Source organism: Undibacterium sp. Jales W-56 (assembly GCF_025548535.1).
Lineage (GTDB): Bacteria > Pseudomonadota > Gammaproteobacteria > Burkholderiales > Burkholderiaceae_D > Undibacterium.
The window spans coordinates 823782-841066 of record NZ_JAJLQW010000001.1 but is presented as its reverse complement, the minus strand read 5'-3'; the positions used below and the strand labels follow the sequence as shown (position 1 = coordinate 841066).

Annotated in this window: 14 protein-coding genes and 2 tRNA genes; 9 read left to right on the top strand and 7 right to left on the bottom strand. The window is 56.1% G+C overall.

Annotated features, from left to right (window positions below; genetic code table 11):
* The first annotated feature begins 9 nt into the window (after positions 1 to 9).
* From LPB67_RS03775 to LPB67_RS03765, 3 genes are all read left to right on the top strand, one after another.
* Positions 10 to 86: transfer RNA gene (locus tag LPB67_RS03775), tRNA-Pro, on the top strand.
* A gap of 117 nt (positions 87 to 203) precedes the next feature.
* Positions 204 to 280, top strand: a tRNA-Pro gene (locus tag LPB67_RS03770).
* A gap of 82 nt (positions 281 to 362) precedes the next feature.
* Positions 363 to 1040 (top strand): hypothetical protein, encoded by a 678-nt coding sequence (locus tag LPB67_RS03765; RefSeq protein WP_262835722.1) that lies wholly within the window; start codon positions 363 to 365, stop codon positions 1038 to 1040.
* 12 nt (positions 1041 to 1052) lie between these two features.
* Here LPB67_RS03765 and ribD read toward each other — a convergent pair whose 3' ends face one another.
* Positions 1053 to 2153, bottom strand: a complete 1101-nt coding sequence (gene ribD / locus LPB67_RS03760; protein ID WP_262835721.1) for a bifunctional diaminohydroxyphosphoribosylaminopyrimidine deaminase/5-amino-6-(5-phosphoribosylamino)uracil reductase RibD — start codon at positions 2151 to 2153, stop codon at positions 1053 to 1055.
* 16 nt (positions 2154 to 2169) lie between these two features.
* A complete protein-coding gene (gene apbC / locus LPB67_RS03755) occupies positions 2170 to 3258 on the bottom strand; it encodes an iron-sulfur cluster carrier protein ApbC (RefSeq protein ID WP_262835720.1) in 1089 nt (362 codons plus the stop codon).
* A 323-nt stretch (positions 3259 to 3581) separates the two neighbouring features.
* Between apbC and metG the strand changes: the two genes are divergently transcribed.
* From metG to LPB67_RS03740, 3 genes are all read left to right on the top strand, one after another.
* Positions 3582 to 5660: a methionine--tRNA ligase gene (gene metG / locus LPB67_RS03750; RefSeq protein WP_262835719.1), complete on the top strand. Its 2079-nt coding sequence runs from the start codon at positions 3582 to 3584 to the stop codon at positions 5658 to 5660.
* Positions 5661 to 5666: 6 nt separating this feature from the next.
* Positions 5667 to 6146: a GNAT family N-acetyltransferase gene (locus tag LPB67_RS03745; protein ID WP_262835718.1), complete on the top strand. Its 480-nt coding sequence runs from the start codon at positions 5667 to 5669 to the stop codon at positions 6144 to 6146.
* A gap of 219 nt (positions 6147 to 6365) precedes the next feature.
* Entirely contained in the window at positions 6366 to 8189 is a 1824-nt protein-coding gene (locus LPB67_RS03740; RefSeq protein WP_262835717.1) for an aminopeptidase P family protein, read from the top strand.
* Positions 8190 to 8517: 328 nt separating this feature from the next.
* On the opposite strand, the gene LPB67_RS03735 is transcribed toward LPB67_RS03740, so the two are convergent.
* Positions 8518 to 9822 carry an ATP-binding protein gene (locus tag LPB67_RS03735; RefSeq protein ID WP_262835716.1) on the bottom strand — a complete coding sequence of 435 codons (1305 nt, stop codon included), beginning with the start codon at positions 9820 to 9822 and terminating at the stop codon, positions 8518 to 8520.
* 59 nt (positions 9823 to 9881) lie between these two features.
* Positions 9882 to 10577 (bottom strand): response regulator, encoded by a 696-nt coding sequence (locus LPB67_RS03730; RefSeq protein ID WP_262835715.1) that lies wholly within the window; start codon positions 10575 to 10577, stop codon positions 9882 to 9884.
* Between the two features lie 212 nt (positions 10578 to 10789).
* On the opposite strand from LPB67_RS03730, the gene LPB67_RS03725 reads away from it, so the two are divergent.
* The 3 genes from LPB67_RS03725 to LPB67_RS03715 all read left to right on the top strand — a co-directional run bounded on the left by LPB67_RS03725 (position 10790) and on the right by LPB67_RS03715 (position 13739).
* Complete coding sequence (locus LPB67_RS03725; protein WP_262835714.1) at positions 10790 to 12064, top strand: hypothetical protein; 1275 nt, start codon at positions 10790 to 10792, stop codon at positions 12062 to 12064.
* Between the two features lie 130 nt (positions 12065 to 12194).
* Entirely contained in the window at positions 12195 to 12995 is an 801-nt protein-coding gene (locus LPB67_RS03720; RefSeq protein ID WP_262835713.1) for a MipA/OmpV family protein, read from the top strand.
* Between the two features lie 9 nt (positions 12996 to 13004).
* Positions 13005 to 13739: a hypothetical protein gene (locus LPB67_RS03715; RefSeq protein WP_262835712.1), complete on the top strand. Its 735-nt coding sequence runs from the start codon at positions 13005 to 13007 to the stop codon at positions 13737 to 13739.
* Between the two features lie 122 nt (positions 13740 to 13861).
* Here the strand turns inward: LPB67_RS03715 and LPB67_RS03710 are convergent, their stop codons facing one another.
* From LPB67_RS03710 to LPB67_RS03700, 3 genes are all read right to left on the bottom strand, one after another.
* Entirely contained in the window at positions 13862 to 14254 is a 393-nt protein-coding gene (locus tag LPB67_RS03710) for a VOC family protein (RefSeq protein ID WP_262835711.1), read from the bottom strand.
* 69 nt (positions 14255 to 14323) lie between these two features.
* A complete protein-coding gene (locus tag LPB67_RS03705; protein WP_316685079.1) occupies positions 14324 to 16438 on the bottom strand; it encodes a sensor histidine kinase in 2115 nt (704 codons plus the stop codon).
* Positions 16387 to 17091 carry a response regulator transcription factor gene (locus LPB67_RS03700; RefSeq protein WP_262835710.1) on the bottom strand — a complete coding sequence of 235 codons (705 nt, stop codon included), beginning with the start codon at positions 17089 to 17091 and terminating at the stop codon, positions 16387 to 16389. Before LPB67_RS03700 ends, LPB67_RS03705 begins: the two co-directional genes overlap by 52 nt.
* Between the last annotated feature and the right edge of the window lie 194 nt (positions 17092 to 17285).

The window sequence follows — 17285 nt, the reverse complement described above, 5'->3', positions numbered from 1 at the left end:
ATTGGTCTTCGGAGTGTGGCGCAGTCCGGTAGCGCACCTGGTTTGGGACCAGGGGGTCCAAGGTTCGAATCCTTGTACTCCGACCAAATTTTAAAAGACCGTCAGGTTTAATCATCCTACGGTCTTTTTTCAATTTATATGTACTTATAAGCACAGAGTCAGTTTTAAGATTCGTATGATGCAATGCGAATCGATGCAAGTTTCGGAGTGTGGCGCAGTCCGGTAGCGCACCTGGTTTGGGACCAGGGGGTCCAAGGTTCGAATCCTTGTACTCCGACCAATTTAGAAGGATCATCGAGTTTTACTTGATGATCCTTTTTTTGTTTTTCGGACGTATTTACCGCTTTCTTGTGAGCTTCCCTATGTTACGAACCACTCTCGTTGCGCTCGTCTTTTTCTTTCCCTGCCTGACATGCGCTGCCGGAAATGCCGATCCTTTATGGGAGCGCGCATTAAGCATCACGCATGCGGCACAAACGCTGATCGCGGGTGAAGTCGCCACCAATACCGAAGTATTCGATAAGCACAATCAAAGCCAGGAAGTGACGCATAAAAAAGTCCGCTTAAACGGCTGGAAAGACGGCCAAGCCATCTGGGAGGTAATCTGGCTGACAGAGGCGCAAAAAAGCGGCCTGGCCAATGTCAAGTTCCCTCTGAATATTGCGGAGCATCCCGACTACGCTCTGTTCAACGGCGAAGTTGAGCGCGCGGAAAAAATCGCGCTGGACAACAGGAACTGCATCGTTTTTCTGGTTAAGGGAAAACAGAAAAAATTATCGTTTAAAGCCAAAGTCCTGATTGAAGAAGCCAGTGGAAAACCGCTGAAAGTCGATTACGATCTGGAGGGTATTCCGATGGCAAAGAGCATGACTTATTCGATCAATTTTGCGGCGGACGAGCAAGGGCGCTGGCTGCCCAGCGATGCGATCATGAATGCGACGATTTCGGCGATTTTTACTCACTTCAACATCGTCAGCAAACAAAGCTTTAAGCAATGGACTCTCCGTCCAGTCGCGGCATCCTCAGGCGCTGCATCCTGATAAGCAGCGTGTTTAAAACCGCGCCAAAATCCTGAGTGCGTCGCCGATCTGCCTGACTTCATGAAACACCACTTGTCTCGCTTCGGCGATTTTTTTGAGTTCGGGAATATGGAAAAACCCGGCGCCATCGCCGAGTATTTTGGGCGACAGATAGACCAGTAATTCGTCCACGCAATGCTGCGCCAGCAAGGCGCCATTTAACGTGGCGCCTGCTTCGACATGTAATTCATTGATCTGTCTGCGGCCTAATTCCAGCAGCAAGGCAGGCAGATCGACCCTGGCTTGCGCATCAGGCAAATGCAGAATTTCTGCGCCCTTTGCAGCAAGTGCCTGCTGCCGGCTCAGGAAAGCCTGGTCTTTATCTTGGGCGCAGACCAGGATAGTGCTGCCGTCTTGCAGCAATTTTGCTTCGGGCGCGATACGTAAATGCGAATCGAGCACGACTTTCAAAGGTTGCCGGGGCGTCGCTACGGCACGCACATTCATTTGCGGATCATCAGCCAGCACCGTGCCGATACCGGTCAAAATCGCATCGGCACGGGCGCGCCATTGATGGCCGTCGTCGCGCGCATCGCTTGCCGTGATCCATTGGCTCTCGCCATTCGGCAAAGCGGTTCTGCCGTCCAAACTGGCCGCGACTTTCATGCGCACCCAGGGCATGCCGGTTTCCATGCGCTTGAAAAAGCCGATATTCATTTCCCGCGCCTGCTGCGCCAGCAAACCGGATTCGACGTGTATCCCGGCATCCCGCAGCATCGTCAAGCCGCGTCCTGCAACTTGCGGATTGGCATCTTGTACCGCCGCCACCACTCTGGCAATACCGGCATCGATCAATGCATTCGCACAGGGCGGCGTGCGGCCATGATGGCTGCAAGGCTCCAGCGTCACATAAGCTGTCGCACCGCGCACATCCCGGCCTTGCGCCGCAGCGTCGCGCAGCGCCTGCACCTCGGCATGCGCCTGGCCGACCGGCTGCGTCCAGCCACGGCCTATCACCTGTCCATCTTTGACGATGACGCAACCTACTTTGGGATTCGGCGATGTGGCGATGGTGGCGCGGGAAGCGAGCTCCAGCGCCATTTGCATGAAGGCGGTATCGATTTGAATGTCCATCCTGGCGCTCAACACATCAGGTATTCTGCACCGTGATGGTCGGGAATTTGCTGCTCATGTCTTTGGCTTTTTCCGCCACCTTGATCGCGAGTTTGCGGGCGATTTCCTTGTAAATCAACGCAATCTTGCCATCAGGATCGGCAACGACGGTGGGTTTGCCGGAATCTGCCTGCTCACGGATCGCCATCGTCAGCGGCAAGCCGCCGAGGAAATCAACGCCGTATTCCGCACACATTTTCTGCCCGCCGCCTTCGCCGAAGATCGACTCTGCATGACCGCAATTCGAGCAGATATGGGTACTCATGTTTTCCACAATACCGAGAATAGGAATGCCTACTTTTTCAAACATCTTCAGACCCTTGCGCGCATCGAGCAAGGCGATGTCCTGCGGCGTGGTGACGATCACCGCACCTGTCACCGGCACTTTTTGCGACAGGGTCAACTGCACATCGCCAGTCCCCGGCGGCATGTCGACGATCAGGTAATCGAGATCGCGCCAGTTGGTCTGTTCCAGCAATTGCTGCAAGGCCTGGGTCACGATAGGACCGCGCCATACCATAGGTTCATCCGGATCAATCATGAAACCGATACTCGATACTTGCAAACCGTGATTCTCAAGCGGCTCCATGGTTTTGCCATCGATGGTCTCGGGACGACCGGAAATCCCCATCATCATCGGCTGCGAAGGACCGTAGATATCGGCATCCAGAATCCCGACCGCAGCCCCTTCCGCCGCCAATGCCAATGCCAGATTCACCGCAGTCGTCGATTTGCCGACGCCGCCCTTGCCGGACGCGATGGCGATAATGTTTTTTACATTCGGCATCAGCTTCACGCCACGCTGCACTGCATGCGCGACGATCTTCACATATACATTGACGCTGACATTGCCGATGCCAGCGACGGTACGCACCGCCGCAATCACGCTTTTACGGATCAGGTCGATCTGGCTTTTTGCCGGATAAGCCAACTCCACGTCGAGCGTGACGTCTGCGCCATCGAGCTGGATATTTTTTGCGGATCTGGAAGAGATCAGGTCTTTATTGGTATTCGGGTCGATCACCAGGGATAAGGCGGTTTTGATATCTTCTACAGTAGCAGTCATGCAAATCTCCATTGAATTTTCGCCAGTCTAGCGCAAAACGCCGGGCAGAACCGGATAGCCCTGCAGTGCAACGGAGTTTTTTGCATGAGTTTTGTTTTCCTGGGATAAAACATTGCCGAAACGAAGCCGCAATATCCATGCGCCTTTCCAGACATAAATCAGCCGTAAGGCGCACCAGTATTGCGGATACTGTATTCAAAACTGAAATATCGCTGCAACTAAGCCTGGCTTGCACCGCTCAGGATTCCAACACCCTCGTCCTGCCGCTGCTTTCGCTGTTAAAATACACGCCCCTTGTTCGTTTAATTCAAAGACCGCCAACCATGACCCGCAAGCTGTTCGTTACCACTGCCCTTCCCTACGCCAATGCACCGTTCCACCTCGGCCACATCATGGAATACATCCAGGCTGACATCTGGGTCAGGCATCAGCGAATGTCGGGTAACGAAGTGCATTTCGTCGGCGCCGACGATGCGCACGGCGCACCGATCATGATTGCCGCAGAAAAAGCCGGTATCACGCCGCAAGAATTCGTGGCGCGCATTGCGGCCGGCCGCAAGCAATATCTCGATGGTTTCCACATCACTTTCGACAACTGGCATTCCACCGACGGCCCGGAAAACCATGCGCTGTCGCAAGACATCTATCGCAAGCTGAAAGCCGCCGGCTTTATCACCAGCAAAACGATCGAGCAGTTTTTCGACCCGGTCAAGAACATGTTCCTGCCGGACCGCTACATCAAGGGCGAATGCCCGAAGTGCGGCGCCAAGGATCAGTACGGCGATTCCTGCGAAGTCTGCAGCGCGGTATATGCCCCGACCGAAGTCAAGAATCCCTACTCGGTCTTGACCGGCGCGACGCCGGTGATGAAATCGTCCGAACATTTCTTCTTCAAATTGTCCGATCCCCAATGCGTAGCCTTCCTGCGTGAATGGGCGCTCAAAGACCACCGCCTGCAATCCGAAGTCGCGAACAAATGCAAAGAATGGCTGGAAGGCGACGGCGGCCTGGGCGACTGGGATATCAGCCGCGACGCGCCTTACTTCGGTATCGAGATCCCCGATCAGCCCGGCAAATACTTCTACGTCTGGCTGGATGCGCCGGTCGGCTATCTGGCGTCGCTGAAAAATTACTTCGGCAAAATCGGCCGTGACTTCGACGCTTTCATGGCCGACACTAGCACCGAACAGATTCATTTCATCGGCAAAGACATTACCTATTTCCACACGCTGTTCTGGCCCGCCATGCTGAAATTCTCGGGCTACAAAACGCCGGACAATGTGTATGCGCACGGCTTCGTGACCGTCTCCGGCGAGAAGATGTCGAAGTCGCGCGGCACCGGCATTTCGCCGCTGCGCTATCTGGAAATCGGCATGAACCCGGAATGGCTGCGCTATTACTTCGCGGCCAAGCTCAATGCCAAGGTCGAAGACCTGGATATGAATCCCGATGATTTCGTAGCGCGCGTAAATGCCGACCTGATCGGCAAATACGTGAACATCGCCAGCCGCGCCGCTGGGTTTATCACCAAGCGTTTTGACGGCGCGATCGTGACCGACTGGGCAACGGCGGACGATGCTTTCATCAATAATCTGCGCAAGGTAGCGCCGGACATTCAGGCTTATTACGAAACGCGCGACTTTGGCAAAGCCCTGCGCGCCATCATGGATCAGGCCGACATCATCAACGCCTATGTCGATGCGAATAAGCCTTGGGAACTCGCGAAACAGGCTGAGAATGATGCGAAATTACAGGAAGTCTGCAGCCGCCTGCTGGAAGCGTTCCGCATCCTGACGATTTTCCTGAAGCCGGTATTGCCGCAACTCGCAGCGCAAGTCGAGGCGCAATTGCAGATCGCGCCTTTGCAATGGTCGGATGTCGCAACACCATTGCCGCATCGGCATAAAGTGCTGCCGTATGCGCACCTGATGCAGCGTGTCGACATCAAGATTTTCGATCAGTTGTTCGATGCGCCGACTGAAGTCGCTGCTGCGCCATCGGCGCCGCCAACGGAAGGAGAAATTGTAAAAAACAGCATCGAAAGCATTGAAGAACTGGCTCCCGAAATCAAGATCGACGACTTTGCCAAAGTCGATCTGCGCATCGCCAAAATCGTCCATTGCGAACATGTCGATGGCTCGGATAAATTATTACGCCTGACGCTGGACGTCGGCGAAGGCCGCACCCGCAATGTGTTTTCCGGCATCAAATCGGCGTATCAGCCGGAACAGCTGATCGGTAAATTCACGGTCATGGTCGCCAATCTGGCGCCGCGCAAGATGAAGTTCGGCATGTCCGAAGGGATGGTGCTGGCGGCCTCTGCTGCCGATGAAAAAGCCAACCCGGGCCTGTACATTCTGGAAGCCTGGCCGGGTGCCGAGCCAGGGATGCGGGTACGCTAATCTGCCATGCAGATCGCGCTCAGAAAAGCGACGCTGGCAGATGCGCAACTGATTGCGCATCTGACCCGTTCTTGCTGGGCCGAAAAAGTCGCTGCCACATCGAGCGGGCATCATGAAGATAGCGAGCGCGTCACACGCGACCTGATACAGGGCGGCGGCTTTGTGTTGTCGGTTGACAAAGAGCCCGCCGGTTCGGTGCGCTGGCTGCCACTCGATGCTGGGAGCAATGTCTGGGAAATGCTGCGCATGGGCGTGCTACCGGCGTTTCGCGGTCACGCTCTTTCGCAATATCTGCTGGAAGCCGTGGTCCATGCCGCGCAAGCCGCGCATGTTGCCGAGCTGCGTCTGGGCGTGCGTCGCGATCAGCCGCGCTTGCTCGCTCTGTATGCGGCGCATCGCTTCGAAATCGCGCCTGAACTTGGATATTCGCACGCCAATCCGAATGAACCTGCACCGAATGTCATGCGTCGTTATTTACGGAATTAAGCCAAATCATTCGCCGTATTCGACCAAATACAAAACAAACTTGGAAGTTGCTCCAGCAGTGCGGAATTAAATATATCTACGATATACTGACGCTCTTGTTTCGCGTTTTTGTTTCGCCTTGGAATCAGGATTTATCCCTGCTAATTCCCGATTCACGGCAGTTTCGCACTTGTTTCGCTCTCACTTCACCCTAACCTCATCCATCATTGCGTCGCTCATATGAATAGTCCACTCAGCCCAGCCGCCGTCACGTCCCCTATCCCTGCCCGCCTGGTGCAACTGCGCGCCGCCATGCAGACCGCCGGTCTGGATGCCTACATCATTCCATCGGCGGATCCGCATCTGTCTGAATATTTGCCGGGACATTGGCAAGGACGTGAGCATTTTTCCGGTTTCACCGGCTCGGTCGGTACGCTGGTGGTCACTGCCGACTTCGCCGGTCTGTGGGTCGATAGCCGTTACTGGAGTCAGGCGGAGCAAGAACTGGCGCCGACCGGCATACAGATGATGAAAATCGCCTCGGCTGCGGCGACCTTGCATATCGACTGGCTCGCCAGCAATCTGCAGGCAGGTCAGACCGTCGGTGTGGATGGGGCGGTATTGGGCTTAGCGACGGCGCGCCTGCTCGGACAAGCCTTGCAAACCAAAGACATCCGGCTCGATACCGGCAAAGACCTGTTGCAAGGCATCTGGCCGGATCGTCCAGCCTTGCCGCAAGCCGCCATCTATGAGCACCTGGCACCGTATGCGGTGATCAGCCGTCAGGATAAACTCGCACTCGTGCGCGAACAGATGCGCGCTAAAGGCGCCGACTGGCACTTCGTTTCTACCGTCGATGACATCGCCTGGATCTTCAATCTGCGCGGTGCCGACGTCAGCTACAACCCGGTGTTTGTCGGCCATGCCCTGATCAGCCAGGACAGCGCCGCCCTGTTTGTATCCGAGGGCAAAGTCCCCGCCGCGCTGGTTGAGATCCTGGCGCAAGATGGCGTGTATCTGGCCGACTATGCAAAAGCTGCGGGCGCTCTTGCCGCATTGCCTGCGGGCAGTAGCTTATTGATCGATCCGCGTCGCATTACGTTCGGCTTCCGTCAGTCCGTGCCGGCCTCGGTCCAGGTCATTGAAGCAATCAATCCATCGGTATTCGCGAAATCCCGCAAGATGGCGCAAGAAGCGCAATTCGTGCGCGAAGCGATGGAACAAGACGGTGCAGCGCTGTGTGAATTCTTTAGCTGGCTGGAAGCATCCCTAGGCAAAGAACGCATCACCGAACTCACCATCGATGAGCAGATCACTGCCGCCCGCGCACGTCAGCCACATTTCGTCTCGGCCAGTTTTGGCACGATTGCCGGTTTCAACGGCAATGGCGCCATGCCGCACTATCACGCGTTGCCCGAATCGCATGCGGTCATCGAAGGCAATGGCCTGCTGCTGATCGACTCCGGCGGACAATATCTGAACGGGACCACCGACATCACCCGCGTGATGCCGATCGGTGTAGTCTCGGCCGAACAAAAACGCGACTTCACGCTGGTGCTGAAAGGCATGATCAATCTGTCGCGCGCGCAATTCCCCCGCGGGACTTTGTCGCCGATGCTGGATGCGCTGGCCCGTGCGCCGATCTGGGTCGAGGGCATCAACTACGGCCACGGTACCGGCCACGGCGTCGGTTATTTCCTGAACGTGCATGAAGGTCCGCAATCGATTTCCGGCGCGATGCCAGAAGCGCATACCGCGATGGAAGCCGGCATGATCACATCGAACGAACCGGGCATCTATCGTCCGGGCAAATGGGGCGTGCGTATCGAAAACCTGATGCTGAATATCGTCGGCCATCAAGGCGAATTTGGCGAATACCTTAAATTCGAAACCCTGACGCTGTGCCCGATTGATACGCGTTGCATCGATCTGTCGGTGATGCGTGAAGATGAGATCGACTGGCTCAATGACTACCATGCGATCGTGCTGCAACGCTTGTCGCCGCGCGTCAGCGGTGCGGCCAAAGCCTGGCTGGAGCAACGTACACAAGCGATCAGAAAATAATATTACCAATAGGTCTTACGCAAAAACCAAAACCTCTCACCACCGAGGCACAGGGACACAGGGAAAAGCAAGAGAAGTCGATCCCGTGACGTATTGATATTAAAACGAAGCCGCAAGCCGGGTGCGCCTGTTCGCACGGAATGCTGCTGAAAGCCGCATCCAGCCTGCGGCTTCAATGTGACTGGTGGAAAGCAGTTGGCCGTTTTGCGTAAGTCCCAACTAAGTATTGATAAGCTACCGTGAATATCATAGTGCCGTGCGCCGCTGTTCCTCAGCATCGCACGGCATGCGTTTTCTCCGCCGGCATTAGTTGTGTTCAGCCATCACATCATCCCAGAACCACAATAAATTTCGCGCCGCCCAAAGCCGACTCATCTACCACGATGCTACCGCCATGCAGCTGGATCGCCTTTTGCACGATAGCCAGCCCCAGACCGAAGCCGCCGGTCGCACGGTCACGGCTACGATCGATGCGATAAAACGCCTCAAAAATCCGGCTACGCTCGGCTGCAGGAATACCGGGTCCATTGTCCTCGACCACCATGCTTATTCTGTTGGCGCCGGATCGTTGCGCCGATAGCCGTACCACCCCATTGCCATACTTGATCGCATTGCTCAACAGATTACCCATCGCCCGCGCCAGCAAGCGGCGGTCGCCGTTCAGCTCCCCCAGATCATCGGCCAACTCCAACTGGATATCCTGGCCGGTCAATTGATGTTCCATCGCGTGCAGGCAATCTTGCAGCATGCCGTCCAGTGCGAATGGCTGACGCTTTAAGGCATGCTGCTGATCGAGCTTGGTCAGATCCAGCAATTCATTGACCAGCGCATTCAGTTCAAGAATATCCTCTTCCATTGCCGCAATGCGGGTCGCCTGCACTGCCTGCGGCGCCTTGCGCAATAATTCCAGGCCGAATTCCAGACGGGCGATCGGCGTGCGCAATTCATGCGAGACCGAATGCAATAAATTCTTATGCGTCTTCAGCAGCAGATCGATGCGGCTCGCCATCTGATTCATGCAATCCGCCAGCGGATGCAGGCTGGAACTGTCGCTGAGCCGGATGCGGGTGGTCAGATGCCCCTGGCCAAACTCGTCGGCGACTTTGGATAATTGTTGCAGGCCGCGCCAGTGCGAACGCGACCAGAAAGCGATAGGCAACAACAAAAACAATGCCACGATCGCATAGCGCAGCGCCTCCATCTTCAGCACGACGCCGACATCAATCGGCAAGTCGCTGGCATGAAGCACGTCGTCGGCACTGCCTGCGTATTTGCCGTCGGTGAGATCGACCCGGCGATAAAACGATTTGCCGGCGATATCCAGCACCACCGCGCCGCGTTGCAAGGCATTCCGCTGACTGGCATCCAGTGCGGCTTGCGCTTGCGGCAAAGGGATCAGGTCGATCTTGAGATTCGAGACTTCCCTGACCTTGTTCAGGCGCTGCAACCATTCATCCGCCGGGGCTTTGTCGATGTATTGTTCCAGCAGGAAAATCTGACCGGACACCTGGCGCAAAGCAATCTCTTCCAGCGGATCGCCAAACAGCCGGTTAATCGCAAAATACACGGCAAACGAGGCCAGCGTGATCGCCAGCATGACCAGCACGAAAAATCGCCAGAAAATCCGGTTCATGGCTTCATGCATCCTCGGTCATGCTCAAGCTGAGCATGATAGCCTTAAGCATGCTGCGATCATGTGGCAGCTTCCCAGGCGGAAGGGCTGAACAGATAACCCTCGCCCCATACCGTTTTGATGCGCGCCGCAGCGCTGTCGTCAAACTTCTGGCGCAGCCGCGAAATCGTGTTGTCGATGCTGCGATCCAGGCCGTCGAACTCTATCCCGCGCATGGCTTTCAGGATGTCATTGCGCGACAGCACAGTGCCGGCCGCTTCTGCCAGCAGCAGCAATAATTTGAACTCGGGGCTGGTCAGCAGCACAGCCTGCCCGCGCCAGTGCACGCTGCGGTCGGCCTTGACGATACGCAAGGCGCCGAACGCCAGTTCCTTGCCTGCTGGTGCCGCAGGTTCCGCCCGGCGACGCAACAAGGCGCGCAATCTCGCCAGCAAGACGCGCGGCTGTACCGGTTTATTGATGTAATCGTCGGCGCCCTGCTCCAGACCGGATACTTCATCAAAAGTATCTTCACGCGCCGTCAAAATCACCAGCGGCACCTGGCTGACATTGCGGATCTGCCGGCACACCAGCATGCCGTCCAGTCCGGGCAGCATCAGGTCCAGCACCACGATATCCGGCTGGCTTTGGTTAAATCGGGCCAGCGCCGTGTCGCCGCGCTCCACCACATCGACGGTGAATTCATACTCCTGCAAATACTCCACCACCAGCTGCGCGAGTTTCGCGTCATCTTCGACCAGCATCAATTTGTACATAAACGCCTCCAAGCTCCGCATTGTATAAGCGTCTGCGCCTGGATGTACAGGCAGAAAATCGACAAAACAACGTCGATACGCCGTCCGTACAAATTCATGACAATTCAGCGACGTTTCAAAGAAGATTTATTTTATTGCACAAACTATCATGCGCTGACTCTTCATTTTTCATCCACGCACAGGAGCATTGCCAATTGAAATCCGACCGCCTCATGAGCCTTAACCTCAGCCGCTATCTCAGCCACCATCTCAGCCTCAGCCTGCTGACCGTCATGACATTCCCTTTGTTACTCAGCGCCTGCGGGGGAAGCAGTTCCAGCGACGGTAAAACGCCGCTGCTCAGCATCAGCGGCACTGCCGCCACCGGCATGGCGATTGCCAACGCCGACATCAGCGCCAAATGCCGCAGCGGCACCGGTTCGGCTAAAACCGGCAGCGATGGCAGCTACCAGGTCAGCGTTCCCAACGGCACGCTGCCCTGCGTATTAGAAGTCACGAACCCAGCCGACGGCAAGAAACTCCACGCCATCAGCATCAACGGCAGCCTGGCGAATATCACGCCCTTAACCGAACTGTTATCAACGCGCCTGATGCGTGTCGACATGGCGACGGTGTTCAGCAGTTTTGATGCCGATGCCATCGCCAAAAGCGTGACCAGCGCCAGTATCAAGACCGCACAGGGCGACGTCACAACTGTATTAAAAGGGATTATCGATACCAGCACGCTGGCAGACTTCTACAGCACGCCGCTGAAACCTGCCACCAGCAGCAACCCAGGCGGCGGTGATGCGCAAGACAAATTGCTGGATAGCCTGAAAGCCAAGCTGACCGGCACCCAGTTCACCCAGACCCTGACCCTGCTGAGCAAAGCGGAAGCCATTGGTCAGCCGCTCGCCAATCCCGACGCCACGTTTGCGCCGACGCTGGAGATCCAGCCCGCCAATGTCCGGCTCGCGGTCGGCACTGCACAAAGTTTTAGCGCCGCCATCAATTATCCGAAAAATACCTACTACCTGCGCCAGCCGGTGAACTGGAAAGTGCTTGAAACCGATGGCGGCAGCATCGACCTCAACGGCCGGTATACCGCACCCGCCACCCCCGGCGTATATCATGTCAAACTGCAGCGTGACGACTTCCCTAACCTGAGCGTGCAAGCCACGGTCACGGTGGAAGCCAGCAGTAATTTCAATTTCATCCCGGAACTAAAAGTCCCGCAAAAAACCCTGACCCTCGCTGCCGGCGCACGCTATCATTTCAGCGCCTCGATCAACTATGCGCCACATGTGTTCTATCTGGTTGAGCCGATTGCCTGGAGCGTCGTGGAAGCCGACGGCGGCAGTTTCAACCTGCCTTCGCCGGCCGATTTTGCCCTGGGTGACATCGGCATGTATTACAGCGCGCCACTAAAGCCCGGCGTCTATCACGTCAAAGTACAGCGCACCGACTACCCGGATCTGAATGCCGTGATCGAGGTCACAGTACAGTAAGTCGCGACGACAGGCATTACAATGTCGATCCTGGATCGATCGGCACCCGCTTAACATCCTGCTATTCGCTGACTGAATGCCATTCTGATTGCCTGTAATGCCTGTGACGAACCGAGATACCTGATCCGCCATGAAAAAATTCTTGCTCATTGCCCTTACTGCCTTATCCGGCAATTCGTTTGCCCAGTCGCTGGCGGCGAACCTGATGCCGGATGGCAGCCGGGATGTTTTTGTCGGCCTGGCAATCGCCGCCGCACCGCATTACGAAGGCCGGCAAGAACGTAAAGTGAGCCTGATGCCTATCATGCAGATGCAATGGAGTAACGGGATTTTTATCGCCGATCCTTACACCGCAGGCATGCATTTATCAAACCGGCCGGACATCGAATTCGGCCCGCTCCTGCAATACCAGCCCAGCCGCAGCGCCAGCGCGGCCGAAAAAGCCGCCGGTGCCAGCGACATCGGTGCGGCGCTGAATGCCGGCGGATTTTTCAACTACTACCTGAACGATAAGCTCAGGCTGAATTCGAGTCTGCTCTATGCAAACGGTGGCGAGTTGTCAGCTAAGTTAGGCCTGCAAAAAATCTTCGGCCAAATCGCACCGCATCACACGCTCGCCGTATCCGGCGGCATCGTCTGGGCCAATCGCGACTACGCGGAAAAATATTTCGGCATCTTGCCATCGCTGGCAGTCAGCGACTCCGGTAATCCCGGGCTGTTACCAGTCGATAAAAACCGTAACGGCTACCGCCCGTCGGCTGGCATCAAAGACCTGCATCTGGGGGCCAACTGGAACTGGGAATTGAATCACCGCCTGCTGCTGAGCTCGGGCGTCTCCGCCGTCCATCTGACCAACAGCGCCGCCCACAGCCCCTTGGTCGAGCAACGCAATTACCTGACTATCCATAGCGGTTTAGCTTATCGTTTCTGACGCCAGTCCATGACCATCCAAGCCTCATTCCTGTTCATCGCCTTGCTGTCAACCAGCGGAACTGCCGCTGCGCAGAGCTCTGCTGCCGGCGCGGCAAACCGGCAGACGACCGAAGAACGCGAATGGATCAGCTATCGCAATACCTATCGCAGCATGATCTGGTTTGAAAAATACGGCAAGCCCAAGAATTTCATCCAGCAGCATTACCGGATTATTCCCAAAGACAAAAACGCCAGTGTGGAACAGCTGAAGCTGAGCCTGCACAGCCGTTCACTGCAGCTCGATCTGCCGCTGGACGCCTATGGCCGCGCCAATCTCCCCTTGATCAAAACCGCTTATGATGAAAATGCCGAACTCAGCTTAAACCGCAAACTGGACGCTTATTATCGGCAAGCCTGGATCTCCATCATCAGCCGCCCTGACGGCCTGTACGACGCCAGCGATTTGCGCACCGCCTGCAATCAGGCGCTCGACTACCTGCGCTACATCGGCGATGCCACCGTCGGCAATAAAAAATGCACGGGAATTAAATTCACTTACCTGCAAACTGCCGGGGACGCGGTACTCAAATTTAAAAGCACGGGGCAGTCATCGACCTGGGCAGAAGTCACCGACCAGCAAGGCGCAGCGATCAGCCGTGCCGGCAACTACCAATCCATCACCTACCAGTTCGCCGCCTGGTCGCCGCAAGGCCAGATCCTGACCAGCAGCGCAGCGCTGGCGATTGATCCGGTTTTTGAATAGCGCTGAGTGTGGCCAGTGTCGGCAGAGTAATCAATTCACAACAGAACCCGCACTATCCATGCGCCTCGTGGCGCGATATGCGCTGAAGAAGCGCATGGATAGTGCGGATTACATTTCGAAGCTCAGGTCGCCTGAGAAAAATTCAACTCAACACCGATCCCAGCCGGATCAGTTAAAAACAATTGCACTTGCTGCGTCTCCGGCACCGTATTCACGGTGTAGGAAATCCCGAACAACTCAAGCTGTGCTTTGGTCTGCACCAGATCCTGGCAAGTGAAGGCGATGTGATTCAGGTAGCCGGTCGTCGCTATCGTATTCGCATCGCTGACAGGCAAGGCGGTCGCCTCCGATAAGTGGATGATGCTGCTGTCACCCGCATACAGCCAGTAGCCCTGCGATTGAAATGCCGGGCGATGCCCCGTATGCAAACCCAATACGCTGCAATAGAAATCCCGCACGCGCTCCAGCAATTCGGACGGGGCCTTGATATTGATATGGTTGATCGCGCTAATCATGCTGTCTCGATTCCGGAATTGACGATAAAAAGAGGCTTAAGACTGACACAAAGATATACACAGGGGCAATCAATGCGCCCTCTGCAAACTGAGTACAAAGCTTACACCATCATGCGTATTCTGCGCATTGATGGTTCCGCCCATTTTTGCCATATAGGTCTTGGCCACAAACAAGCCCTGGCCGCGATTGCCATGCGCGCCGGAGTCTTGCTGATCAGAGACGCCGTATTCAAAAATCTTGTCCAGCATATCGGCCGGAATATGCGGGCCGGTATTATGGATCGCTATCGTGACGCCGGTTTCACTGGTCAGCAACGTGATGCTAATCGGACTCTCTGGCACGCGATAGCGATCCGCGTTGCGCAATACATGGGTCACCACATCCTCCAGTGAATAATCATCGGCCCTGACCATCACCGTCTCTGCGCCGCCGCTAAATTCGACGTTGGCAATCCCGACGCAAGGCGCATTGCCTGCGACGTTATGCAGGAAGGCGGTAATGTCGATACTGGTCACTTGCAGCTCAGTCGATTGAAACGCTTCGCTCGGCGAGGCGCTGCCATACAACACGCGTATCGCTTGCTGCATGCGGTGGATATAGCGGCTGCTCTGATCATCGGCTGCGCCATGCAGCGCCATCAGGGACTGCAAAGGCGACATGATCTCGTGGCCAACCGCATGCCACATTTGTTTCTCTTGCTCGGCACGTATGCCCTCGCGTTCTACATCTTCTTTAACTCGTCGCAGCAAGTCATGCAGGCAGCTCGCCAGCACGCCCAGTTCATCGTCCCCGCGCAAATCGCCCAGCTCGAATTGCTGCAAACCGCCGGTGCCTTTGACCGTTTTCGATAAAGACGCGGCGCGCTTGGTCAGCACGGTGATCTTACGGATAATGCTGATCTCCATCACCAGCCAGGTGAAAAATAGTGCCAACAGCATCGCGCCGACAAACCAGGATACGCGGGTCGCCACCACTGCCAGGCTTTTACTCACACTGCGCAGATCGCCTTTCAGCACGACTTCATAACTATCCAGCGCCGTGGTGATTTGGTCGCGGCTCTCCAGCGGCGTATCGTAGTCATCGACAGGCAAACGGCGAATCAGGCGCGCCAGCGCATTCCATGATTCATTCTCTTGCTCGACTTGCCCGCTCAGATTGACCAGCTCCTTGCCGCCGGACAGCTTGCGTATGCGCACGGTCTCGCCCGGCAATAATTGACTTTGCAAATCGTTTAAAGAAAATGGTGGGGTCGGAGTCCCTTTCTCACTATCGAACAAGGCCTCATTACCGTCCGGCGCCAGTACCGCGATCCGAACCTTGATCTGATCCAGATCCTCGGGCGGCCAGACCGGGCGTTTTTTCTCGAACAAGGCGTCTTGCCAGACCGCGATCGGCAGGCGCAGGGAATAGAACGAGGTCTTGCTGCAGTTGCTGTCCTGATCGTCGAGTTCGGCCTGGTTGCAATTGGCGTTTTGCCAGATCCAGCCGCGAAATTCTTTGACCGGTCGCGCATTCGGTTTATCGGCTTCGCCGCTCCAGAAACCGGTCAGGCGGCCGCGCAATCCTGCCGATTTTTTCCCGGCGTCCGCCATCTTTTCAAATGGGGCGATCCATTGATAAGTCTGCCCGCGCAAGCTGACGCTGACCTGCATCCTGTGCGCCTGCGCAAGCCTCTCATCGCCACGCAGATGCGCCACCAGATCGGCGCTATTGAAACTGCCTGCCGCATAGATGTAGCCACCGGCCCAGGGATTATTGCCGATTCCCAGGCAGAGCGAGCCGCTGCTGCCGTATTGCACCAGGCAACCGGACATCGCCACCGCCTGCTGTACCTTATTCTGGTCATCGAAATCGAGGGCTGAAAACGGCAGCAGTAAGGGATGCAAGCCCTCGCCACCCTTCTCCGCCGGCGGATTCAGCAACGCCAATTGCCCGGCCGGGTGGCGCAAGGTCGAGAGAATCTGTTCGCGGGTTTTGGCAAAACTATGCTGATAATTTTTGTAGCTGAGTTGCTTTTCCTGTTGCAGCACCGAGAGCGCCAGCGCCACCGTGGCGATCGCCAGCAGCAGGAATGCGGTGCGGAATAACAGCCGCAGGCGATACGGCGCGAGTGCAGAAAAAAGCGCTCTCATCACTTGCCGTCCACCCAGCGAAAGCCGCGCATAGGCACGTTCTCTATGCATTCAAACGCCGGATCAATCTCGCGGAAAGCATCGCGTATGGTACTCACATGCTTGCGGATATTGTCGCGATTGCGACCGCTCTTCACGACTTCATACAAATCATCATACGACACCACCTGACCGCGGCTCGCGAACAAGGCAGCCAGAATCCGCTGTGCCGTCAGCGGCAGATTAATCCGCTGGCCGCGCCAGATCGGACTGCGCTGGCGCAGCGGGTCCATCGCCAGCTCATCGATGGCTTCGACTTGTTTGCCATTGTCCTTATGCTGTTTGCGTTCCTTGACTGCGCGCAGAATTTCTAAAAAAGTGTCGATAAAATCGGCTTCTTCAAAGGTTGCTTTTTGCAGATAATCCCAGGCGTCCAGCGCCTTCATGATGCTGCGGTAAATCGTTGCCGGCATCGCCGACACCACCAGTACCGGCGTGGCCTGGCTCTTGTTGATGACATTGATGATGGCAACGCCGGCATGACGCTCCCGCCCCAGTTCGATATCCAGCACCACCAGGTCGTAGGTCGCGCGCGCCAGCGCCGCCTCGGCATCGTCACGGCTAAACCACTGATCGACCTGGATGCCGGGCTTCGCCGATTCTATCCAGGATTTGAGTTGATTGCTGGTCGGCAGATCGTCTTCGATTACGGCTACTTTTAGCATGTTGTGCTGCTCCTGCCTGGTTCTGATCTCTGATCACCGAAGTATCCACGCTTTCGGCGCAAAAGTCATATGGCTGGCTGTGAGTTTTTACTCACACGCTCTTCCGCCGCTTCCGCTGACGGAGCAAGCGCTCAGGAGCGATGAAGATACTGGCACGGCTGCCTCGTTGATTCTTCCGCTCGCTCAGTCGCATG